17 protein-coding genes and 1 pseudogene are annotated in these 19,687 nt (G+C 61.8%); 6 read left to right on the top strand and 12 right to left on the bottom strand.

From position 1 onward, the window contains the following. Nucleotides 1-97: 97 nt before the first annotated feature. The gene (locus KW568_RS17230; RefSeq protein ID WP_003247660.1) at nucleotides 98-382 is read right to left on the bottom strand and encodes a hypothetical protein; all 285 of its coding nucleotides are present in this window, start codon (nucleotides 380-382) and stop codon (nucleotides 98-100) included. 164 nt (nucleotides 383-546) lie between these two features. On the opposite strand from KW568_RS17230, the gene KW568_RS17225 reads away from it, so the two are divergent. After that, the gene (locus KW568_RS17225) at nucleotides 547-975 is read left to right on the top strand and encodes a DUF2231 domain-containing protein (RefSeq protein WP_003247665.1); all 429 of its coding nucleotides are present in this window, start codon (nucleotides 547-549) and stop codon (nucleotides 973-975) included. Beyond that, nucleotides 972-2,265 (top strand): annotated as a pseudogene (locus KW568_RS17220) (PQQ-dependent sugar dehydrogenase). The gene KW568_RS17225 and the pseudogene KW568_RS17220 overlap by 4 nt, the downstream one beginning before the upstream one ends. Before the next feature lie 84 nt (nucleotides 2,266-2,349). Here KW568_RS17220 and KW568_RS17215 read toward each other — a convergent pair. Continuing rightward, a complete protein-coding gene (locus tag KW568_RS17215; protein WP_050562504.1) occupies nucleotides 2,350-4,482 on the bottom strand; it encodes a TonB-dependent siderophore receptor in 2,133 nt (710 codons plus the stop codon). 215 nt (nucleotides 4,483-4,697) lie between these two features. Here KW568_RS17215 and KW568_RS17210 point away from each other — a divergent pair, with 215 nt between their 5' ends. Next, nucleotides 4,698-5,279: a hypothetical protein gene (locus KW568_RS17210; protein ID WP_003247673.1), complete on the top strand. Its 582-nt coding sequence runs from the start codon at nucleotides 4,698-4,700 to the stop codon at nucleotides 5,277-5,279. A 147-nt stretch (nucleotides 5,280-5,426) separates the two neighbouring features. Here the strand turns inward: KW568_RS17210 and KW568_RS17205 are convergent, their stop codons facing one another. Continuing rightward, nucleotides 5,427-6,191, bottom strand: coding sequence for a hypothetical protein (locus tag KW568_RS17205; RefSeq protein WP_003247675.1), 765 nt, complete (start codon nucleotides 6,189-6,191; stop codon nucleotides 5,427-5,429). A gap of 334 nt (nucleotides 6,192-6,525) precedes the next feature. Beyond that, nucleotides 6,526-7,035, bottom strand: a complete 510-nt coding sequence (locus KW568_RS17200; RefSeq protein WP_003247680.1) for a MarR family winged helix-turn-helix transcriptional regulator — start codon at nucleotides 7,033-7,035, stop codon at nucleotides 6,526-6,528. Nucleotides 7,036-7,230: 195 nt separating this feature from the next. Between KW568_RS17200 and KW568_RS17195 the strand changes: the two genes are divergently transcribed. After that, a complete protein-coding gene (locus KW568_RS17195; RefSeq protein ID WP_004575274.1) occupies nucleotides 7,231-7,749 on the top strand; it encodes a DMT family transporter in 519 nt (172 codons plus the stop codon). Here the strand turns inward: KW568_RS17195 and KW568_RS17190 are convergent, their stop codons facing one another. The 3 genes from KW568_RS17190 to KW568_RS17180 all read right to left on the bottom strand — a co-directional run bounded on the left by KW568_RS17190 (nucleotide 7,750) and on the right by KW568_RS17180 (nucleotide 9,874). After that, the gene (locus tag KW568_RS17190) at nucleotides 7,750-8,658 is read right to left on the bottom strand and encodes a LysR family transcriptional regulator (protein WP_004575275.1); all 909 of its coding nucleotides are present in this window, start codon (nucleotides 8,656-8,658) and stop codon (nucleotides 7,750-7,752) included. It abuts the gene before it with no gap. A 161-nt stretch (nucleotides 8,659-8,819) separates the two neighbouring features. After that, nucleotides 8,820-9,149: a hypothetical protein gene (locus tag KW568_RS17185; RefSeq protein WP_004575276.1), complete on the bottom strand. Its 330-nt coding sequence runs from the start codon at nucleotides 9,147-9,149 to the stop codon at nucleotides 8,820-8,822. A 74-nt stretch (nucleotides 9,150-9,223) separates the two neighbouring features. After that, a complete protein-coding gene (locus tag KW568_RS17180) occupies nucleotides 9,224-9,874 on the bottom strand; it encodes a DUF998 domain-containing protein (protein WP_004575277.1) in 651 nt (216 codons plus the stop codon). Nucleotides 9,875-10,071: 197 nt separating this feature from the next. Between KW568_RS17180 and KW568_RS17175 the strand changes: the two genes are divergently transcribed. Both KW568_RS17175 and KW568_RS17170 read left to right on the top strand, forming a co-directional pair. After that, nucleotides 10,072-10,821 (top strand): FadR/GntR family transcriptional regulator, encoded by a 750-nt coding sequence (locus KW568_RS17175; RefSeq protein ID WP_003247694.1) that lies wholly within the window; start codon nucleotides 10,072-10,074, stop codon nucleotides 10,819-10,821. Between the two features lie 380 nt (nucleotides 10,822-11,201). Continuing rightward, nucleotides 11,202-12,530 carry an IS110-like element ISPpu9 family transposase gene (locus KW568_RS17170; protein ID WP_004577239.1) on the top strand — a complete coding sequence of 443 codons (1,329 nt, stop codon included), beginning with the start codon at nucleotides 11,202-11,204 and terminating at the stop codon, nucleotides 12,528-12,530. 120 nt (nucleotides 12,531-12,650) lie between these two features. On the opposite strand, the gene KW568_RS17165 is transcribed toward KW568_RS17170, so the two are convergent. The 5 genes from KW568_RS17165 to KW568_RS17145 all read right to left on the bottom strand — a co-directional run bounded on the left by KW568_RS17165 (nucleotide 12,651) and on the right by KW568_RS17145 (nucleotide 19,676). After that, nucleotides 12,651-14,231, bottom strand: coding sequence for an aldehyde dehydrogenase (NADP(+)) (locus KW568_RS17165; protein WP_003247696.1), 1,581 nt, complete (start codon nucleotides 14,229-14,231; stop codon nucleotides 12,651-12,653). 58 nt (nucleotides 14,232-14,289) lie between these two features. After that, a complete protein-coding gene (garD, locus tag KW568_RS17160; protein ID WP_004575278.1) occupies nucleotides 14,290-15,843 on the bottom strand; it encodes a galactarate dehydratase in 1,554 nt (517 codons plus the stop codon). Nucleotides 15,844-15,920: 77 nt separating this feature from the next. Next, entirely contained in the window at nucleotides 15,921-17,285 is a 1,365-nt protein-coding gene (locus tag KW568_RS17155) for an MFS transporter (protein WP_003247701.1), read from the bottom strand. Nucleotides 17,286-17,390: 105 nt separating this feature from the next. Further along, entirely contained in the window at nucleotides 17,391-18,302 is a 912-nt protein-coding gene (kdgD, locus tag KW568_RS17150; protein WP_003247703.1) for a 5-dehydro-4-deoxyglucarate dehydratase, read from the bottom strand. Nucleotides 18,303-18,866: 564 nt separating this feature from the next. Next, nucleotides 18,867-19,676 carry a gamma-glutamyl-gamma-aminobutyrate hydrolase family protein gene (locus tag KW568_RS17145; protein ID WP_004575279.1) on the bottom strand — a complete coding sequence of 270 codons (810 nt, stop codon included), beginning with the start codon at nucleotides 19,674-19,676 and terminating at the stop codon, nucleotides 18,867-18,869. Nucleotides 19,677-19,687: the final 11 nt, after the last annotated feature.

Here is a 19,687-nt window from a genome sequence, read left to right as displayed (position 1 = left end):
ATTTTATTTGAATGTATATGTATTGTGTTTGCGCAATATCGTGTGAAAAGTTGCAGTATTTTTGTAGGAAGTTTCGTACTTTAAGGTTGTTATATGTTCAGTTTTTGCACTTGGCCATCACTACCTGGCAAGTCCTGGGCGTGCCTCCCGAGCGGCTGGCATAACGCACGCAGTTATTCAGGGATTTCTGTCGCGCAATGCTCAAGGTATTGCCCCAGGCCAGGCCGCCTTCCCCGGTAGTGGGGACGGCCTTGGCAAAGCAGTTGGAGCCGACTGCAGGCGTGGCGTAGCGTGCCTTGCTGGCGTTGCTGGAGCAGCCGGCGAGAGCCAGGCTGAGGCCGAGCAGGGTGGCCAGGGCCCAGTACGCGTTTGGTCTGCTCATGTATTCCCCTTCTGCGCTTGGCAGCAAATGCCTTGCAGGATATTTCATTACAGCGAAGCGGTGAACTATCGGGGCGTCAAGGGGCTCCTTTGCTAAGCGCACCCCGCGCTTACCTGATGGCGCAAGACCATCAGCCCTGGGTCACTGAATGAAAAGGAGGCACCGTGACCGCACCTGATCAAACCCTTTACCGCTGTACGCCCAGCCCGCTGCATGCCCTGCTGCTGGCGGGCAGCGTACCGTTGTTCCTTGGTGCGCTGCTGAGCGATATCGCCTACTACAACAGCTACCAGATTCAGTGGAGCAACTTCGCCGCCTGGCTGATCGCCGGTGCCCTGGTGTTCTGTGGGCTGGCACTATTGTTCGCGCTGGCCAACCTGATCCGCGCCGAGCGCAAGGGCGGGCGCGCTACGCTGTACTTCGTGCTGCTGCTGGTGACTTGGGGGCTTGGGCTGATCAATGCCTTTGAGCATGCCAAGGACGCCTGGGCGGTGATGCCTTCTGGGTTGGTGTTGTCGGTCATCGTGACAGTGCTCGCGGTGGTGGCCGCCTGGACCGGTTTGAGCAACCTGCGTTCAGGAGGTGTGGCATGAAGCCTTTGCATGCATTTAGCCTGTTGGGCGTGGCGCTATTGCTGAGTGCCTGTGGTGGCGACGGCGAGCCGACCCAGGCCCATGGCCCGGACCCGAAGCTGCCGGAGCCTCAGCGCGGCTTGCTGCCGAGCATGAAGATTGCGCAACCGGCTGCCTGGGGCGAACTGAAACCGACCGTGCCGGAGGGCTTCAGTGTCACCGCCATTGCCACCAACTTGAAAATCCCGCGCCAGAGCCTGGTGCTGCCCAATGGCGACATTCTGGTGGCTGAGGGCAGGGGGGGGCAGCGCGGCCAAGCTCAAGCCCAAGGATGTGATCGCCAGCCAGATCAAGGCCAAGGGCAATACCCAGGTCAAGGGTGGCAACCGTCTGACCTTGCTGCGCGATGCTGATGGCGATGGCAACTACGAGGTACAGGCCGTGTTTGCGGATAACCTCAACGCACCGTACGGCTTGGCCTATGCCAACGGCAAGCTGTATGTAGCCAACCAGGATGCGCTGGTGCGCTTTGACTACAAGGAAGGCCAGACCCAGGCCGACGGCCCGCCAACCAAGGTCACCGACCTGCCGGCCGAAATCAACCACCATTGGACCAAGGCGCTGACCATCAGCCCGGATGGCCGCTTCTTGTATGTGGGTATCGGCTCGAACAGCAATATCACCGAGCGCGGCCTGGAGGTGGAGATCGATCGGGCCATGGTCTGGCAGGTCGATGCCGAGACCGGCGCACACCGGCCCTATGCCACCGGCTTGCGTAACCCGACGGCATTGACCATCCAGCCGCAGACCGGGCAGTTGTGGACGGTGGTCAACGAGCGGGATGAGCTGGGCCCCGACCTGGTGCCGGACTACCTCACTTCGGTACGTGAAGGGGGCTTCTATGGTTGGCCTTACAGCTACTGGGGGCAGCATGTGGATGAGCGGGTGCGGCCACAGAACCCGGACAAGGTGGCGGCGGCGATCAAGCCGGATTACAGCCTGGGTTCGCATGTGGCTGCACTGGGTGTGGACTTCTCGTCCTCGGCAATGGGCGAGCGCTTTGCCGACGGTGTATTCGTGGGCGAGCACGGCAGCTGGAACCGGCCCAACCCGGTGGGTTACAAGGTGATTTTCGTGCCGTTCAGCAATGGCAAGCCTGCTGGGGAGCCGATCGACTTCGCCACGGGCTTTCGCGGTGAGGATGGCAAGACCCGGGAGCGACCGGTTGGCGTGACGGTGGACCCGCGTGGGGCGTTGATCATTGCCGATGACCTGGCGAATACGGTGTGGCGGGTGACGCGGAATCGCTGAATGCTATCGGGTCAATTCGGCAAATCTTGCTGGCGATGGGCCGCAGAGCGGCCCAATTGCTGACTGACAGGCATTGCGCGTGGGTCAGAAGCGGTAGTTGAAGCTGGCTTCCAGTGTGCGCGGTGCCCCTGGGGTGATCAGGTCGACCGAGCCATGTGCCGAGGCATAGTAGTCACGGTCGAACACGTTCTTCAGGCGCAGCGCGGCATCCCACTGCGGCACGCTGTACAGCAGCGCGGCGTCGAAGGTGGTATAGCCTGCCATCACCACCACATTGTCGAGCGCTGTGTAGCGTTCGTCGACGTAGTTGGCTCCGGCGGCCACACGCCACTCTGGTGTCAGGGTACGTACCAACCAGACGTTGGCGCTGTTGCGCGGCGTCAGGGTAGGGGTCTGGCCTTCGTTCGCCACGCCATTGGTCTTGCTGTTGGACTTGGTGATTTCGGCGTCCAGGTAAGCGTAACCGGCATAGATCTGCCACTTGTCGGTGAGATGCCCGCTGACGGTGGCTTCAAAGCCATCGGTACGCTGTTCGCCAGCCAATACGGTCAGGTTGGGGTTGGCCGGGTCGGCAGTCTTCATATTGGTGCGCTCAAGGCGGAACACTGCGGCGGTCAGTGACAGGCGGCTGTCGAGCAGGTCCCATTTGGCGCCGATTTCATAGTTGGTGGTTTCTTCCGGCTCCAGGTGCTGGTTGCTCGGGCTCACCGCGAACACTTCGCCCGAAGGCTGATAGCTGCGGCTGACCGACACGTAGTAGGACTGGATGGCGTCTGGCTGGTAGACCAGACCCGCACGCGGGCTCCAGGTCTTGTCGGTACGATCCAGGTCGATGTTTTGCACGCGGTCGTCGTCGTACTCCTGGCCAAAGATGTCATAACGCACACCGACCAATGCCTTCCAGTGCGCGTTCAGCTCGATCATGTCCTGCACGTACAGACCGGTGGTCTGCTGGCAGTTGGTGCCCTTGGACGACAGGTTGGCGGCATGTTCCGGTACCGGCACCAAGGCATCACGGTACACCGGTACCTGGGCCACGTTGGTCTGGCTCAGCACGCGCTGGTACTTGTCCTGAAAGCCTGCTTCCACGCCGTACAACAGGTTGTGCTGCATGCCGGCCAGTTGCGCTTGTTGCTTGAGCTCCGTCTGGTTGAACACACCGTACTCATCGCGGGCGACGTTGCCGCGGTTGAGCTTGATCAGCAGTTCACCGTCGGGCGCGGTGACGAAGCGCGTCGGGCTGCTGTCGGCCAAGGTGTTGTTGCGGTCCAGGTCGTAGCGGTAGTAACGGCTGGTGTTGGTCAGGGTGAAGTTGTCGTTGATGCGGTAGTCCAGGCTGGCTGTAAGCGAGAACACCTCGCTGCGGGCGTAATCCTGGTCCGCATCGCCAGAGCCAAAGCGCTTGTCGCGGTCCACGTCCACCGGGCGGTTGCCCAGGGCCGGGATGCCGAAGTCGATCAGGCGCTTGTCGTACAGGTAGGTTGCGCCCAGGTTCAGTTCCAGGTCGTCCGAGAGACGGAAGTAGGCCGACGGTGCGATGGCCTTGCGGTCGATGTAGCCATCATCGCGGAAGGTGTCGCTGTCTTCGAAGGCACCGGTCACGCGGTAGGCCTGGTTGCTTTGCGGGTCGGCCCAGCCGGTGTCGAACTGGGTTCGGCGTTTGCCTTCGCTGTCGACGTTCATGCCGACTTCGCGCTTGGGCGTGAAGCTTGGTTTTTTGCTGATGCTGTTGATCAGCCCGCCCGAGGAGCCACGGCCATACAGCACCGCGGCCGGGCCCTTGATCACCTCGACACGCTCGATGTTGGACAGGTCGCGAAAGTACAGGGCGTCGTCACGCACGCCGTCTATGTACATGTCGCCAATGGCGCTGAAGCCACGGATGGTCACCTGATCGCGTTGGCCGTCGCCGTTGGACAGGCCGATGCCGGGCACGTTCTTCAGCACGTCTTCCATGGACTGTGCGCCTTGGTCCTTGATCACACTTTCGGGAACGACGTTGACGGTTTGCGGGATATCGCGCAGCGGCGCGTCGATCTTCATGGCGCTGCGGCTTTCACTGGCCTTGTAGCTTTGCTGCTCATAGACGCTGGTGACGGCGGTGGCGGGCAGGGCGAGGCTACTTTGCGTATCGGTTTGGGCGGCAGCGTGGACAGCAGGCACAACGAGCAGGCCCAGCATGGAAATGGATGCTGGGGCAACAGACCTTTTTGCCATTACAGGCGACTCTTTGTTGTTATCGGGGTCACGAATAGTAATGATTTGCAAATGTAAAGCAAGTGTAAAGAATTCGTATTAGCTATAACAGTGATCTCTGCGACGAAATGTGTCGCCAACCGGGAGGGCCGGCAAGGCGGCAGGTAATGGCTATGCTTGTTAGCGCGTGAGCCTTTCACGCGCCTATTCGGACTTGATCACAGGGAAGCACGCCTATGAACCCCATTCGTACTCTCGCTCGTGCTGTAGCCCTTGCCACGCTGGCCTCTGCTGCCAGCTTCACGGTACAGGCTGCCGGTATCCCCATCGGGAGCGAGGCGCTGGAAAGCCATGTCACCACACAGGTAACGGCTATCGACCTGGCCACCCGACAAGTCACGGTGAAAGGCCCTGACGAGAAGAAGGATGTGACGTTCCAGCTGACCGAAAAGGCCAAGGCGCTGCCCAACCTGAAAGTCGGTGACCAAGTCGACATCTACGTGACACGCGCCGTGGCCTATGTGCTCAATCCGGAAGTGGGTGGGGCGCCGAAAGCGACTGAAGAGTCCGGTACCATTCGTGCAACCGAGCAAAACCCTAACCCGGGCGGCGAGGCGTTCCGCCAGGTCAAGGTTACCTCTCAGATCAAGAAGATCGACCTCAAGACGCATGAGGTGAGCTTGTTGCCACCGGAGGGCAAGCTGCAGGTGGTCAAGGTCGAGAACCCAGACCTGCAGAAACGCATGAAGAACCTCAAGGTTGGCCAGACTGTCGACGCGATCTACACCGAAGTACTGCGCGTCGAAACCTCGCGCTGACCTCGGCCGTTGCCGACCTCGGTTACTCGCCTACGATCGGCCGTTTGCGGTCCGGGCAGGCTGGTGCCGGGGAGCGGGCCTCAGTAGCCGGCGGCTTCGATCAAGGCCTGGGGCTCTGCACGTTAGGGGTAGTCGACTTGTGGTGTGTCACTGCCGCAGGCTTCGGGTAGCCCGGGTCTGGATGCGCTGTGAGGCCTTGCAAGCCGGGGGATGGCGCTGAAACAGCTGAAGTACCCAGTCGGGGCGGGTCTTGCTGGCATCGTTGAGCCAATTGGCGACTGAGTCCTGGGCGTATTTCTCAGCTTCGGCCAGCAGCGGTACCAGCAACGGCTCGGCCACTTCTGGTTGTTGCTTGAGCGTGGCAATGTGCTCGCACCAAACGCCGCGCGGGCGCAGGATCTCGATGCAGAACCGACGTACCAGCGGGTCTGCATCGCCGGTATGGCGGCCGAGTAGCGCCAGGGCCGCTTCAAGGTGCTGGGCCAGGCGCGGGCGCAGGGCAATCCATGCCCATTCACGCACGCCGAAGTGCTCATCGCGGGCGAAGCGAAACTGCGCCAGCAGGGCATCTTCCGCAGGCTGCGAGCGTGACAGGTACGCCTGGGCGAACGCTGCCCAACTGCGCACGGTATCGGACGGGTGCGTGCAGCATTGCTCGAACACGTGCTGGCGCAACGACTCGGCGGCTTGCTCCAGCCACTTGCCCAGCGCCAGGCCAATGTCCGCCACTTTTTTTGACAGGCCCAGTGCCTGGGCCTGGTCCGCACTGGCAGCGAGGTGCTCAACCAATGCTGCTGGCAATTGGCCTGTCAAGGCGTTGACCAAGGCGGCTTGATCCACCGCCAGGCATTCGGCCAGGTTGCGGGTTGGCAGTTGGCCAAGGTCGATCAGGGACTTTCGGTCGTCGCTCATGGCTAAGGCTCCATGGCAGTGGCACGGTGCAGTCGATTGCCGGCCAGGCACGTGCACAGCCTCGTTGATGTGCACATCCTCCAGTCGACGGCCCAGTGCCGAGTCTTCGATGGGCGAAAGCTGAAACCCTCGATGGCCACTGGCTGTCTGGCAAGCCGGCGGATGAACAGGCGCCGGTAAAGCGACGCTGGCAAGCAGGCCTCGAGCCAAGGTTGGCAACGACTTGACTGGTCGTGTTCGCTTTGTACCCGGGGCTTCCTGCCAAACCGGGCCAATAGGCTCTGATTCTGCAACATCATCCACCTCCATGTGGTCTTGCGGGTGTGCCTTGGGTTCAGTGCTTGTCCGGTGGCAGTGCCAGGGCAGGACTGGCCGAGAGTGCCTGTAGCGTGGCGGACAGGGCATCACGTTGCGCGTTGTCCAGTGACTGCATGATCGTGCCGATCCAGTCGGTGTGTTCGGCGAAAACGGCGTCGAGTACCGCTATGCCTGCCGAGGTAAGGCTGATGCTCAGCTTGCGCCGGTCATGGGCGTCCTTGCGGCGCTTGATAAAGCCATCACCCTGCAGGCCGTCGAGCAGGCCGGTCACGGTGCCTGAGGTGATTGCCAGGCGCGTCGCCAGCTCCAGCGGTGCCAGGCGGCCGCCTGCACCTTGCAAGGTCAGGAGGATTGCGAACCGCCCTTCCGACAGGTTATGGCGGGCCAACCGTGCGGCGCATACCCGGTTGATGGCCGCTGCAGCGGACAGCAGTTCGAAACACAGGCGCACGTTCTGCCTGGCGTCAGCGGGGGCCTCGGCCAGTGCATCGAGCATGATGTGATGCTTGTTCTCAAGCGTATTCATAAGGCGCAGTTTATCTTGGTGCCTTAGTAAGTCAACAGCACAGATGTTTCAGGGTTAAGACAACATGCGCACGCCGGACGGAAGGAATGTTTCACTATGCATGGTACGAATAGTTCAAGTGCAGGATTTTGATTTCTATCAGTACTGGGTAATGCACCATCATGGTGGCCATCGATACCTTGGATGAGGACTGCCATGTTCAGTAAATCGATGCTCCTGCTGGTGCTTCCTGTGGCAATGGCGTTGCTTGCCGGTGCTGTGTTGCCATTTCAGGCCGCCGGCAATGCTGCGGTAGGCCGGGCCCTTGGGCACTGGCTGTGGGGGGCTTTCACATCGTTGACGGTGAGCATGCTGGTGGTGATCGCTGCGCTGCTGATTATCCGGGTACCGGCACCAGACATGGGCAAGGCCTTGCAAGGGCCCTGGTGGTTATGGATTGGAGGCGTGCTGGGGGCACTGTATGTAGCCGGCGCCGCAGCACTCACCCCGAAACTTGGCGCAGCAGGGTTCCTGGTACTGGTGGTGGCAGGGCAGATCATCACGGCAGTGCTTGCCGACCACTACGGGGCGATGGGGCTGGGTGGCAAGCCGCTTAGCCTGGCCAGGGTGGCTGGCGTGGTGCTGATCCTGTGCGGAGTGTTGCTGGTACAAGGCCCTTGGGCAACGGCGTCACCGGCCCATTCCACGGCAGCTGTGAAGGGGCAAGAAAACTGATCAGCGCCCTGCTTGGCTGCAGGCCCATACGGTTTCGCGCAGCCAGCGGTGCCCGGGGTCACTGTCCTTGCGGTTGTGCCAGGCTTGCTGATAGTCGAACGAGGGGATGGCCAGTGGCGGCGTGAACTGGCGCAGTGTCCTGTGCTGGCGCAACGACCCCACGGCGCGGCTGGCCACCGTCAGGATCAGGTCGGTGCCGGCCAGCACTTCGACTGCCGCACTCCAGTGCGGCATGGCCAGGGCGATACGGCGTTGCAGGCCCCGGGCGGCCAGTGCGCGCTCGATTTCATCGAAAGCATCCGGGCGCATGGCCATCAATACATGTGGGCGTGCCAGCCAGTCTTCCAGGGCCATGCCGCCGCTGGCAGGCAGCGCCTGGCGATCGGCAACGCTGATGAAGCGATCCGCAAACAGGGGCTGGACGGTGATGTCCTGAGGCAGTTCGGGGAACAGGCCCAGGGCCAGATCCAGTTCGCCATCGAGCAACTGCGCCAACATGGTTTCACGGCTGGCCTGGCTGATGGCCAGGTCCACCCCGGGCGCGACTTGGCGCAGGTGGCGCAACAGGTGCGGCAGGATGATGCGCGAGGCGTAGTCGGACAGCGACAGCCGGAACCGGCGCTGGGCCCTGGCTGGCTCGAATAGCGGGGTGGCCAGCAGGCTGTCGAGATTGCTCAGTGCATCCTGTAACGGTTGTGCCAGGGATTGGGCGCGGGCGGTAAGGGCCATGCCGCCGCCTTGGCGTACCAGCAAAGGGTCGTCGAAGTGTTTGCGCAACTGCGCCAAGGCGTGGCTCACCGCCGGTTGGCTGCGGTGCAGGCGCAGGGCTGCGCGGGTCACGTGCCGTTCACTGAGCAGGGCATGCAGGGCGAGCAGCAGGTTGAGGTCGATCTTGCGCAGTTCATCCATCAGGTGAATGGCCTTGGTTATTTCTGGCGACTTGTATCAGCTTAACAAATGCTTGACTCTTGCACGCGCTTACAAGCTGCTGGCGATAGAGGTCACTTCACAGCACATGAATTCTACTAAATGGGTTTATGTTTGCTCTGTAATTTACTGATAAAAAACAATTATCTTCTTGCAGTCGCATGCTGAACACACTGCTCAAAGTAAGTCCGCTTTATCGCTGCCGGCTTGAGCCGTGAGCGGCTGTTGTACGTCTGCTCGGTAATGCCGAAGGCAGTCATGCGCATCCAGGGTTTGGGGAATTTGCGTACCTGCAGCTTCTTGCGCGTGGCATACAAGGTCACCCCGGAAAGCTTGGCCTGTTGGGCCTCGGCGGCTATCTGCGCGCCCCAGCTGCAGGTGTGGCGATCGTTCTGGCTCAGTGCCCTGGCTTGGGCGCCGAAAGCGAAGGTGGCCAGCAGGCAGCCGGCCATCGTTGCTAGAAGTACTCGCATGTTGCTGTCCTAAGCATCTGAAAGAGAACGGAGTTTGCCTTCGCTTTCCGCAGCCGTGGGCCAGCAATTTGCCGTCAGGTCACAGCCATGCGCAGCGGGCTGGCCAAGGGCCTGCGCAGGCTTGTCCAGGCCAGGCTGGCAACCCAGAGCACCGAAACACCGTAGTTAAGGCGTTGATAGAGGCCGAACAGCTGGCCACTCTGCGCTGCCTGGCCCATCAACGCGACGGTGATGATGGCCAACACCACGCAAGCCAGGGAAAGCAGCGCCAAGGCGGGGGAGCCGGCAATGCGGTTGCCCAGCCATGCCCATACGGCGCTGGCCAAGGTCAGTGAGAGGAACATCAGCAGACCAAACAGGTTATGCAGTTGCTGCGAGGTAGATGGCTGTGCCGGTGCACAGCCCTGGTCGCAAGGGAACCAGCCGGTGCCCAAACTGCCCATGCCATGCAGCAACACCAGGCCCGCACTCAGCAGCGCCAGCTTCGAACTGCGCCAGCGCCGCACCAGGCCCCAGGCAAACAGGGCAAACAGCAGGGCCAGAGGGAAATTGTTGACCCGTGGCGACCAGCTGTGGGTTGGCGAACCGGCCGCGCCAAGCTGGCTCATGGCCTGTTGCAGGTGATCATAGCCAGGGTAGGCCTGAGCGGTGAGCCATACCCCCACCAGCAGCCAGAGGGGGATCAGCAGGCCACTGCCGAGCAAAAGGCGGTCGAGGGTTTTCATACTGCAGATTCCTTCCATGGAACAGTGAGCGTGGAGGCGTACAGTACAGGCTTGCGCACGTCATGGGCCAGGAATTCTGTGCGTTTTTCAGGGGCCAGGGACTGCAAAGATGGCAATAAATACCGCACGGGGTGTATGTGATCGTACAACCGCTTGCGCTATGATGAGCGCTGTCTTTCAAGGTGAAATACAGGGCAATGACAGAGCAGCAGGTACAGGCAAGGACCCGGCGCAAGCCGCGCAGTCTGGCCCAGGAACTGGTCACGGTGCTGACCGAACGCATTCGCAGCGGCCAGCTCAAGCGCGGCGACAAGCTGCCGACCGAATCGCAGATCATGGCCGAGGAGGGCGTCAGCCGCACGGTGGTGCGTGAGGCGATCTCGCGGTTGCAGGCCGCCGGGCAGGTAGAGACTCGCCACGGCATTGGTACATTCGTGCTGGATGCGCCGGCTACGGGCGGTTTCCGTATCGACCCGGCCACCGTGGTCACCCTGCGCGAGGTGCTGGCGGTGCTGGAGTTGCGCATTGCCCTGGAGATCGAGTCGGCCGGGCTGGCGGCCCAGCGGCGAAGCGACGAAGCCCTGGCCGGTATGCGGGCGGCGCTGGACGAACTCAACGAGGGGGCGGCCCACGCCACCGATGCGGTGTCGGCGGACTTCCAGTTCCACCTTCGCATTGCCCAGGCCAGCGGCAACCACTACTTCGCCGACATCATCAACCACCTGGGTACCAGCATCATTCCGCGCACCCGGCTGAATTCGGCGCGCCTGGCCCATGATGATCAGGCGCATTACATGAGTCGCCTGATGCATGAGCACGAGGCGATCTATGAGGCGATTGCCCGGCGTGACAGCGAAGGGGCGAAGATGGCCATGCGCATGCACCTTAGCAACAGCCGCGAGCGCTTGCGCCAGGCGCATGAGGCGGCGGAAGCGCAAGGGACCTGAAGCCTTTGCTGCCAGTACTGGCCTCTTCGCGGGCAAGATAGCCCTGTAGGAGATCACCCAGCCCTTCCGGGCTGCGCTGTCGCGCAGCAAACATGAGGTGTACGGCTTCAGTTCCGCAGCGACGCTGACATTTTGAAAAAGAAAAGGCGGTTGGCCCGGTAGGGCCAGCCGCCTTTTGCTTTGTTAGGGTTCGTGTGCGCGGGACAGAGATCGTAGCCAGCACTGGTGTGTGTCCGCACACCCGCGTAGGAGAGTGATCCGCACGGTATCGGCGTGAAGTCCCTGTAGGCATCAGCTGATTCAGCTGTGACCACGTATGAGAGAGTGAACCCTTTCGCCACCGTGTGCCCCGCGCGCCCTTTATCCTGCGAGGATTCATCATGGCGCGCAAGCCTTCCAAGCAACGCTTTACCGTCGTCCATCCCGATTGCGCGGCGATCGATGTCGGTGGTCGAGAACATTTCGTGGCGGTCGATCCCCGGCACGAAAATCCCGTCCAGTCGTTCACGTCCTTTACTGACGACCTACTCAAGATGGCTAACTGGCTTGAAAGCCTGGGGATCAAGGTCGTTGCCATGGAATCCACGGGGGTTTATTGGATTCCAATTTACGAGATTCTCAGCGAGCGCGGTTTTGAGGTTTATCTCGTCAATGCCAGAGCAACTCGGCAAATCACGGGCCGTAAATCAGATGTGTTGGATTGCCAGTGGATTTGGCAGCTGATGACTCATGGACTGCTCAGAGGCGCATTCCGCCCCGATGATCTGACCTGCTGCGTCCGGTCATTGGTCAGGCAGCGTGCTTCCAAAGTGAAAGACCAGGCGCAGACGCTGAACCGTATGCAAAAGGCCATGAGCCAAATGAACATCCAGCTGGCCAATGTCATCAGTGATATTTCCGGTGTAACTGGCATGAAGATTTTGCGAGCCATCTGCGCAGGTGAACGGGACCCAGTGCAACTGGCTGAACTGACCGACCGCCGCATCAAGGCAGGCAAGGAGGCTGTCGCTCGGAGTCTTCATGGCAATTGGCGGCGCGAGCATTTGCATGCGCTAACTCAGGAATTGGCTGCCTATGACTTCCTGGAGCAGCAAATTGCTGATTGTGACGACGCCATAAAAGCCGCGTTAGAGCAGTTGCCGGTGCTGCAAAACAAGCCAGAGCCATCCAATAAGCCTTTACGGAGCCCACACCGAAACGGTGTCCAACAGACTGAATTGCATCAGACATTGTGGAAAGTTCTTGGCGTGGACCTAACCGCAATTCCAACCATTGGGGTGGACACTGCATTAGTGCTGGCAGGGGAGATCGGTACAGATCTATCACGCTTCCCGTCCTCACAGCACTTCTGCTCTTGGTTGGGACTGGCTCCCCCTACCCGAATTTCCGGCGGTCATCGACTGGCAGGTGGCGGGCCCAAAATAGTCAATCGAGCAGCTCAAGCACTCAAGCAGGCCGCATCCAATGCCCGTAACGACAAGGGTTTCATTGGTGCATCACACCGAGCCAGACTGACTCGAATGGATACCAGCTGCGCCATCAAGGCCACTGCGCATCAGTTGGCACGTCTGGTGTACAACCTGTTAACCAAGAAGCAGGCTTATGTTGAACAAGGTCTTGAGGAGTTTGAAACCAGAAGCCAAGACCGGCAGGTCCGGGCTTTGCTTCGCAAAGCCCGGAAACTGGGGTATCAACTGGTGGCCGCTTGAGTGTTTAGAAAACAATGGGTTGCATTTTGTTTGATGAGAGCGGGCTTGCCCGCGAAGAGGCCGGTACAGTCAAAAAGAAAAGCCCCGCCGTGCGCAGGGCTTTCTTGTTGCTTGCACCGGTCAGATCGCCCCGTCACTCCACTGCCCGTTCACCAACCGCCGCAGCCCCAGCGGGTTGCCGTCGCGCAGTGCCTCAGGCAGCAGTGTCTGCGGGTAGTTCTGGTAGCACACCGGGCGCAGGAAGCGGTCGATGGCCAACGTGCCGACCGAGGTGCCACGCGCATCGGAGGTCGCCGGGTACGGGCCTCCGTGCACCATCGCATCACAGACTTCGACACCGGTCGGGTAGCCATTGACCAGGATTCGCCCGACTTTCTCCTCCAGCAGCGGCACCAGCCAGGCGAAGGCATCGAAGTCTTCCGCCTCGCCGATCAGCGTCGCGGTCAGCTGGCCGCGCAGGCCGAGCAGCGCGTCGCGCAGTTGGTCGTGGTCCTGCACCTCTACAGCCACGGTGGTGGGCCCAAACACTTCTTCCTGCAACAGCGGGTCGGACTCGACCAGCAGGCGTGCATCGGCCTTGAACAGCTGAGCGCGTGCCTGGTTGCCTTCCTGCGCCTGGCCGGCCACATGCTCGATACCGGCATGGGCATGCAGGTGTTCAAGGCCGCCAACGTAGCTGCGCAGGCCGCCAGCGTTGAGCATGGTTTGCCCGGCTTGCTGGTCCAGGTACTGGCCAAGGTCGGCGAGCAGCTGGCTGTACTGTGGTGACTGCAGGCCAATCACCAACCCAGGGTTGGTGCAGAACTGCCCGGCGCCCATGCACACGGACCCCGCCAACTCGCGGGCAATGGCTTCGCCACGCTTGGCCAGGGCGCCCGGCAGGATGATGACCGGGTTGATGCTCGACATCTCGGCAAATACCGGGATTGGCTGCGGGCGCTCAGCGGCCATGCGGCAAAGGGCATCGCCGCCTTTGAGCGAGCCGGTGAAGCCAACCGCCTGGATGGCGGGGTGCTTGACCAGCCACTCGCCCACGCCGCCACCAAATACCATGTTGAACACGCCCTTGGGCATGCCGGTACGCTCAGCGGCGCGCACGATGGCGCAGCCGACCAGGTCGGCCGTGGCCATGTGCCCGCTGTGCGCCTTGAATACCACCGGGCAGCCCGCGGCGAGGGCGGCCGCGGTATCACCACCGGCGGTGGAGAAGGCCAGCGGGAAGTTGCTGGCCCCGAACACGGCGACCGGGCCCACGCCGATGCGCATCTGGCGCAGGTCTACGCGTGGCAGCGGTTGGCGCTCGGGCAATGCCAGGTCGATGCGCGCGCCGAGGAAGTCGCCGCGGCGCAGCACTTGGGCGAACAGGCGCATCTGCCCGCTGGTGCGGCCGCGCTCGCCCTGAATACGGGCGGCGGGCAGTGCAGTTTCGCGGCAGACGATGGCGACGAAGGCGTCATCCAGTTCGTCGAGTTCAGCGGCGATGGCGTCGAGGAACTCGGCCCGACGTGCCGGAGCCAGTTGGCGGAACTCGGCGAAGGCAGCGGCAGCGGCCTTGGCGGCCTGGTCCACTTCGGCTTCGGTGGCCTGGGCAAAGCTGTAGGGCAGGGCTTCGCCAGTGCTGGCGTCCAGGCTCTGCAGGCGCTGAGGGCCAGCGGCACTGCGCTGACCGGCGATGAAGTTATGGCCGAGGATTTCAGGCATGGGGTGCTCCTGTGGGATTGAGAGTGGCGTGTGTGAATGCGTGGTCAGGGCTGCGGCATCAGGTAATGGGCGCCGGGTTGAACAGGGTGATGTCGTTGTGCAACCGGTGTTGTTCGGCCCAGGTCTGCTTGCGGCCGCTGGCCACGTCCAGGTAGTAATGGAACAGCTCCCAGCCCAGCTCCTCGATGGTCGAGCGACCACTGGCGATGCGACCGGCGTCGATGTCGATCAGGTCGGGCCAGCGCTGGGCCAGTTCGCTGCGGGTGCACACTTTGACCACCGGTGCCATGGCCAGGCCATACGGGGTGCCGCGGCCGGTAGTAAAGACGTGCAGGTTCATGCCGGCTGCCAGCTGCAAGGTGCCGCAGACAAAGTCGCTGGCTGGGGTGGCGCAGAAAATCAGGCCTTTGCGATTGACCCGTTCGCCTGGGCCGAGCACACCCTGGATAGCGCCGCTGCCCGACTTGACGATCGAACCCAGCGATTTCTCGACGATGTTCGACAGCCCGCCTTTCTTGTTGCCCGGCGTGGTGTTGGCGCTGCGGTCGGCGGCGCCTTGCTGCAGGTAGCGGTCGTACCAGTCCATTTCGCGCACCAACGCGTCGGCAACGTCCTGGTTTTCCGCGCGCGAGGTCAGCATGTAGATCGCGTCGCGCACCTCGGTCACTTCAGAGAACAGCACGGTGGCGCCAGCGCGGACCAGCAGGTCGGCGGCATAGCCCAGTGCCGGGTTGGCGGTGATGCCCGAGAAGGCGTCGCTGCCACCGCATTGCATACCGAGGATCAGTTCGCTGGCCGGGACCGTTTCGCGGCGGCGCTGGTCGAGCTTCTTCAGGCGGGTTTCGGCCAGGTCCATGATCTGCTCGATCATTTCAACAAAGCCAAGGCTGGCATCTTGCAGGCGGTACAGCCATGGGTCGCTGAGGTCCACCGAGGGGTCGTTGTCGTGCATCACCTGGCTGGCTTGCAGTTTTTCACAGCCCAGGCTGATCACCAGTGCCTCGCCGCCAAGGTTGGGGTTGCGCGCCAGGTTGCGCACGGTGCGGATCGGGATGTAAGCGTCGCGGGCGTTGATTGCCACACCGCAGCCGTAGCTGTGGGTAATGGCTACCACGTCATCGACGTTGGGGTATTTGGGCAGTAGTTCGTTGCGAATGCGCTTGACTGCATGTTCCAGCACGCCGGTCACGCACTGCACGGTGGTGGTGATGCCGAGGATATTGCGGGTGCCGACAGTGCCGTCGGCGTTGCGATAGCCCTCGAAGGTGAAGCCCTCCAGCGGCGGCAGCGGTTGTGGCACTGCATCGCAGCGCGGCAGGCTGTCCAGGTCCGGGGCGGCCGGCATGGCCAGCTGGCTTTCCTGAACCCAGCTGCCTTGGCGCAGGTCTTCCAGCGCGTAGCCGATGATTTGCCCGTAGCGGCGCACGGGCTCGCCCTTGGCGATGGCCACGGTGGCCACCTTGTGGCTTTGCGGCACGCCTTCGATCAGGGTCAGGCCGTCGGCGAAGCGGGCGCCTTCGCCCAAGCCGCCGTCGTTGACAACGACCACGACGTTGTCGTCGTCGTGCAGGCGGACGTAGCGGGGCGAGTCGGAATGTTCGATCAACTGCATGTTTGGGCCCTACTTGTCAGGTTCTCAGGCTTTTGTACATCCGCCCATGCCGGGTGACCCGGCGCGGGCGTGTTTTTTCAGTGACGGGAGCTGGCCAGTTCGCCGTCGGTGGCAGGCTCAGCGTGTGGCTTCGGGGCAGCATCACGCAATTCGATACGCTTGATGGGGCCGACGATAACCAGATAGCTGAATACCGCGACCAGCGCGTTGGCACCCACGTACACAAGCGCCCACTTGAACGAGCCGGTGGCGCTGATGATGTAGCCGATCACGATAGGGGTGGTGATCGACGCGATGTTGCCGAAGGTGTTGAACAGGCCACCGGACAGCCCGGCAATCTGCTTGGGTGAAGTGTCCGCGACCACCGCCCAGCCCAGTGCGCCAATGCCCTTGCCGAAAAACGCCAGCGTCATGAAGCCAACCACCATCCACTCGGCATCGACGTAGTTGCAGAACACCATGGTGGTGGACAGCAGCAGGCCACAGACAATCGGCAGTTTGCGCGAAAAGGTCAGCGAGTTGCCGCGGCGCAGCAGCCAGTCGGAGATCACGCCACCCAGGACGCCGCCGATAAAACCACACACCGCCGGCAGCGAGGCGATGAAGCCGGCCTTGAGAATGGTCATGCCACGTTCCTGCACCAGGTACACCGGGAACCAGGTGAGGAAGAAGTAGGTGATGGCGTTGATGCAGTACTGGCCCAGGTATACGCCCAGCAGCATGCGGCTGGTCAGCAACTGCTTGATGTAACCCCATTTCGGGCCGTCGCTGCCGCGCTTCTGGTCCATGTCGACCAGGCCGCCGTTCTGCTCGATGTGCTCGAGTTCGCTTTGGCTGATGCGCGGGTGTTGGCGCGGATTGTAGATGGTCTTCAGCCACACCATCGAGAAGATGATGCCCAGCACACCCATGACCACGAAGACGTGCTCCCAGCCGAAGCTGAACACGATCCAGCCCATGATCGGGGCGAACAGTGCAGTGGCGAAATACTGCGCCGAGTTGAAGATGGCCGACGCCGTGCCGCGTTCCTGGGTCGGGAACCATGCGGCGACGATGCGCGCGTTACCCGGGAATGACGGGGCTTCGGCGAAACCGACCAGGAAGCGCAGGGTGAAGAGGGTGACCACGGCCCAGGCAACCGGCAGGCCACCGACAAAACCCTGCAGCAGGGTGAACAGCGACCAGGTGAAGATGCTGAAGGCGTAGACGTTCTTGGAACCGAAGCGATCGAGCAGCCAGCCACCAGGAATCTGGCCAGCCACGTAAGCCCATCCGAAGGCGGAAAAGATATAACCGAGGGTTACGGCGTCAATGCCGAGGTCTTTCTGCAGGCTGGAGCCTGCGATAGCAATGGTAGCGCGGTCGGCATAGTTGATCGTGGTCACCAGAAACAGCATGAACAGGATCAGGTAGCGCACATGCGTTTTCTTAGTCGCTTGCATGCTGGCAAAACTCCCACTAGTTATTTTTGTGCGGGCTCACGAATTGTAACCGGAGTGGGGGTAGGCCCACTCCGGGTGCGGCATCTGGCAGGCCGCGGGCAGCGCTTACTGCGGGCCCATCTTGTCCATCAGCGCGGCGAGCATTTCGTACTCTTCGGCGGTGAGGTCGGTCAGCGGAGTGCGCACCGGGCCAGCGTCGTAACCGGCAATTCTGGCGCCGGCCTTGACGATGCTCACGGCGTAGCCGGCCTTGCGGTTGCGGATGTCCAGGTAGGGCAGGAAGAAATCGTCGATCAGCTTGGCCACGGCGGCGTGGTCGTCACGGGCGATGGCGTTGTAGAAGTCCATGGCGGTTTTCGGCACGAAGTTGAACACCGCGGAGGAGTAAACCGGTACGCCCAGGGCCTTGTAGGCGGCAGCATACACTTCGGCGGTCGGCAGGCCACCCAGGTAGCTGAAGCGCTCGCCCAGGCGACGACGGATCGACACCATCAGTTCGATATCACCCAGGCCGTCCTTGTAGCCGATCAGGTTCGGGCAGCGCTCGGCCAGTTTTTCCAGCAGGTCGGCGTTCAGGCGGCAGACGTTGCGGTTGTACACCACCACACCGATGTTTACCGATTTGCACACCGCTTCGACGTGGGCGGCGACGCCGTCCTGGCTGGCTTCGGTCAGGTAGTGCGGCAGCAACAGCAGGCCCTTGGCACCCAGGCGCTCGGCTTCTTGCGCGTATTCGATGGCCTGACGGGTAGAGCCACCGACACCGGCGAGGATCGGCACCGAAGTGGCGCAGGTGTCGACCGCGGTCTTGATCACCTGGCTGTATTCGCTGGCGGCCAGGGAGAAGAATTCACCGGTACCGCCAGCGGCGAACAGCGCGCTGGCGCCGTAGGGGGCCAGCCACTCAAGGCGCTTGATGTAGCCAGCCGGGTTGAAGTCGCCCTGGGCATTGAAGTCGGTGACCGGGAAAGACAGCAGGCCGTGGGAGAGGATGGATTTAAGTTCTTGTGGATTCATTGTTGTTGGCATCCTGTGGCGCTTGGGTGAGGGGGTGTTGTTTTGCGTTGGAGGTAAGTTATCGTACAACTTGTGCGATGACTAGTCCTTTTTCAGAGTTTTGTGTTCTCGCCAGGGTGGCCGTCTGGATAGGTGTGTTGTGGCGCAGATCGAGCGCCGCCCGCGCGGCGCTTCGCGGGTAAACCCGCTCCTACGTTTGTTTCGGGCCAGTATCGCCTGTGCCAGACGCGCGCGACCGCCTTGTTTGTACGACGCGATATCGAGGCATGCGCCAAGGCGTTCGCGCGCAAATGCCACAGGCATAACTGGCCCGAAACAAACGTAGGAGCGGGTTTACCCGCGAAGCGTCGCGCGGGCGGCGCTCGATTTCACAGGCGCAGCAGGTACGACGACAAACACATGGCAGTCATCGTATCTCTTAAGGGGAAGGAAAAAACGATCGCGGAGACAGGCACAAGCCCGCCGCCCGATTCCACGGGAAGTGTTCTGGGACCAGCAGAGGGTGACCGGGGAAACGGGGGCGGCCTTGCACCGCCCCGCGATCAAAGCAGAGGAAACTGAAGGTCAGGCCGCGTGCTGGCGCTTGATTTGCGCCTTGCGTACCTGGGCCCGGCAAGCATCGCCGAAAGCCTGGAAGATCTTTATCGAGTCAGGGTTCTTCGCCGCCTGCCATTCAGGGTGCCACTGCACCGCGAACAAGAACGGCGAAATGCTTGGCGCGTGAATCGCTTCGACCAGGCCATCTTCGGCACGGGCGATCGCTTCAATACCGGCGCCAAGCTTGTGCAGGCCTTGGCCATGCAGCGAGTTGACGCGAATCTCGTCGGTACCCAGGGTGTCGTGCAGCCAGCTGCCCGGCTGGATCTTCACCCCATGCACCTGGGCGTACTGCACTTCGACCGGGTCTTCCGGGTTTTCCCGGTGGTCATTGAACCCAGGTTCGGCATACACCTTCTGGTAAATGTCGCCACCCAGGGCCACGTTGATTTCTTGCATGCCGCGGCAGATGCCGAAAATGGGCAGGCCACGCTTGATCGCCGCCTTGACCAGCGGAATGTCGAACAGGTCGCGGTTCTGGTCCTGGCCTTTGCCTGGGGTCTGGTTTTCCTGGCCATACAGGGCCGGGTCGATGTTGCTGCCAGCGCCAGTCAGGTAAACGCCGTCGGCCATGTCCAGGTAGGTCTCGAGGTCGTCAGTGCCGCAGCAGGTAGGCACCAACACCGGGACGCAATCGGAGAACTCGACCAGCGGGGTAATGTATTTGTGGGTCATGACCTGGTAGTCATGGCCTTTGCGCTCTTGGCTGCCCATGGTCATCAGGACGACGGGTTTGCGCAGGGAAGGTTGCTTGTTGCCAATGTTGCTGTTGGACATATGTCACCTTG

It is taken from the genome of Pseudomonas sp. HD6515, from assembly GCF_024971855.1.
GTDB lineage: Bacteria > Pseudomonadota > Gammaproteobacteria > Pseudomonadales > Pseudomonadaceae > Aquipseudomonas > Aquipseudomonas alloputida.
Note: the sequence above shows the minus strand (reverse complement) of the source record. Positions and strands in the feature narration are given on the sequence as shown.

What these genes read in the sequence shown, in the direction of transcription:
- KW568_RS17155 (WP_003247701.1), bottom strand. Translation starts at nt 17,285, where the DNA reads ATGCAAGCGACTAAGAAAACGCATGTGCGCTACCTGATCCTGTTCATG.
- KW568_RS17215 (WP_050562504.1), bottom strand. Translation starts at nt 4,482, where the DNA reads ATGGCAAAAAGGTCTGTTGCCCCAGCATCCATTTCCATGCTGGGCCTG.
- KW568_RS17200 (WP_003247680.1), bottom strand. Translation starts at nt 7,035, where the DNA reads ATGAATACGCTTGAGAACAAGCATCACATCATGCTCGATGCACTGGCC.
- KW568_RS17205 (WP_003247675.1), bottom strand. Translation starts at nt 6,191, where the DNA reads ATGAGCGACGACCGAAAGTCCCTGATCGACCTTGGCCAACTGCCAACC.
- KW568_RS17210 (WP_003247673.1), top strand. Translation starts at nt 4,698, where the DNA reads ATGAACCCCATTCGTACTCTCGCTCGTGCTGTAGCCCTTGCCACGCTG.
- KW568_RS17145 (WP_004575279.1), bottom strand. Translation starts at nt 19,676, where the DNA reads ATGTCCAACAGCAACATTGGCAACAAGCAACCTTCCCTGCGCAAACCC.
- KW568_RS17230 (WP_003247660.1), bottom strand. Translation starts at nt 382, where the DNA reads ATGAGCAGACCAAACGCGTACTGGGCCCTGGCCACCCTGCTCGGCCTC.
- KW568_RS17170 (WP_004577239.1), top strand. Translation starts at nt 11,202, where the DNA reads ATGGCGCGCAAGCCTTCCAAGCAACGCTTTACCGTCGTCCATCCCGAT.
- kdgD (WP_003247703.1), bottom strand. Translation starts at nt 18,302, where the DNA reads ATGAATCCACAAGAACTTAAATCCATCCTCTCCCACGGCCTGCTGTCT.
- KW568_RS17175 (WP_003247694.1), top strand. Translation starts at nt 10,072, where the DNA reads ATGACAGAGCAGCAGGTACAGGCAAGGACCCGGCGCAAGCCGCGCAGT.
- KW568_RS17195 (WP_004575274.1), top strand. Translation starts at nt 7,231, where the DNA reads ATGTTCAGTAAATCGATGCTCCTGCTGGTGCTTCCTGTGGCAATGGCG.
- KW568_RS17190 (WP_004575275.1), bottom strand. Translation starts at nt 8,658, where the DNA reads ATGGATGAACTGCGCAAGATCGACCTCAACCTGCTGCTCGCCCTGCAT.
- KW568_RS17165 (WP_003247696.1), bottom strand. Translation starts at nt 14,231, where the DNA reads ATGCCTGAAATCCTCGGCCATAACTTCATCGCCGGTCAGCGCAGTGCC.
- KW568_RS17180 (WP_004575277.1), bottom strand. Translation starts at nt 9,874, where the DNA reads ATGAAAACCCTCGACCGCCTTTTGCTCGGCAGTGGCCTGCTGATCCCC.
- KW568_RS17185 (WP_004575276.1), bottom strand. Translation starts at nt 9,149, where the DNA reads ATGCGAGTACTTCTAGCAACGATGGCCGGCTGCCTGCTGGCCACCTTC.
- garD (WP_004575278.1), bottom strand. Translation starts at nt 15,843, where the DNA reads ATGCAGTTGATCGAACATTCCGACTCGCCCCGCTACGTCCGCCTGCAC.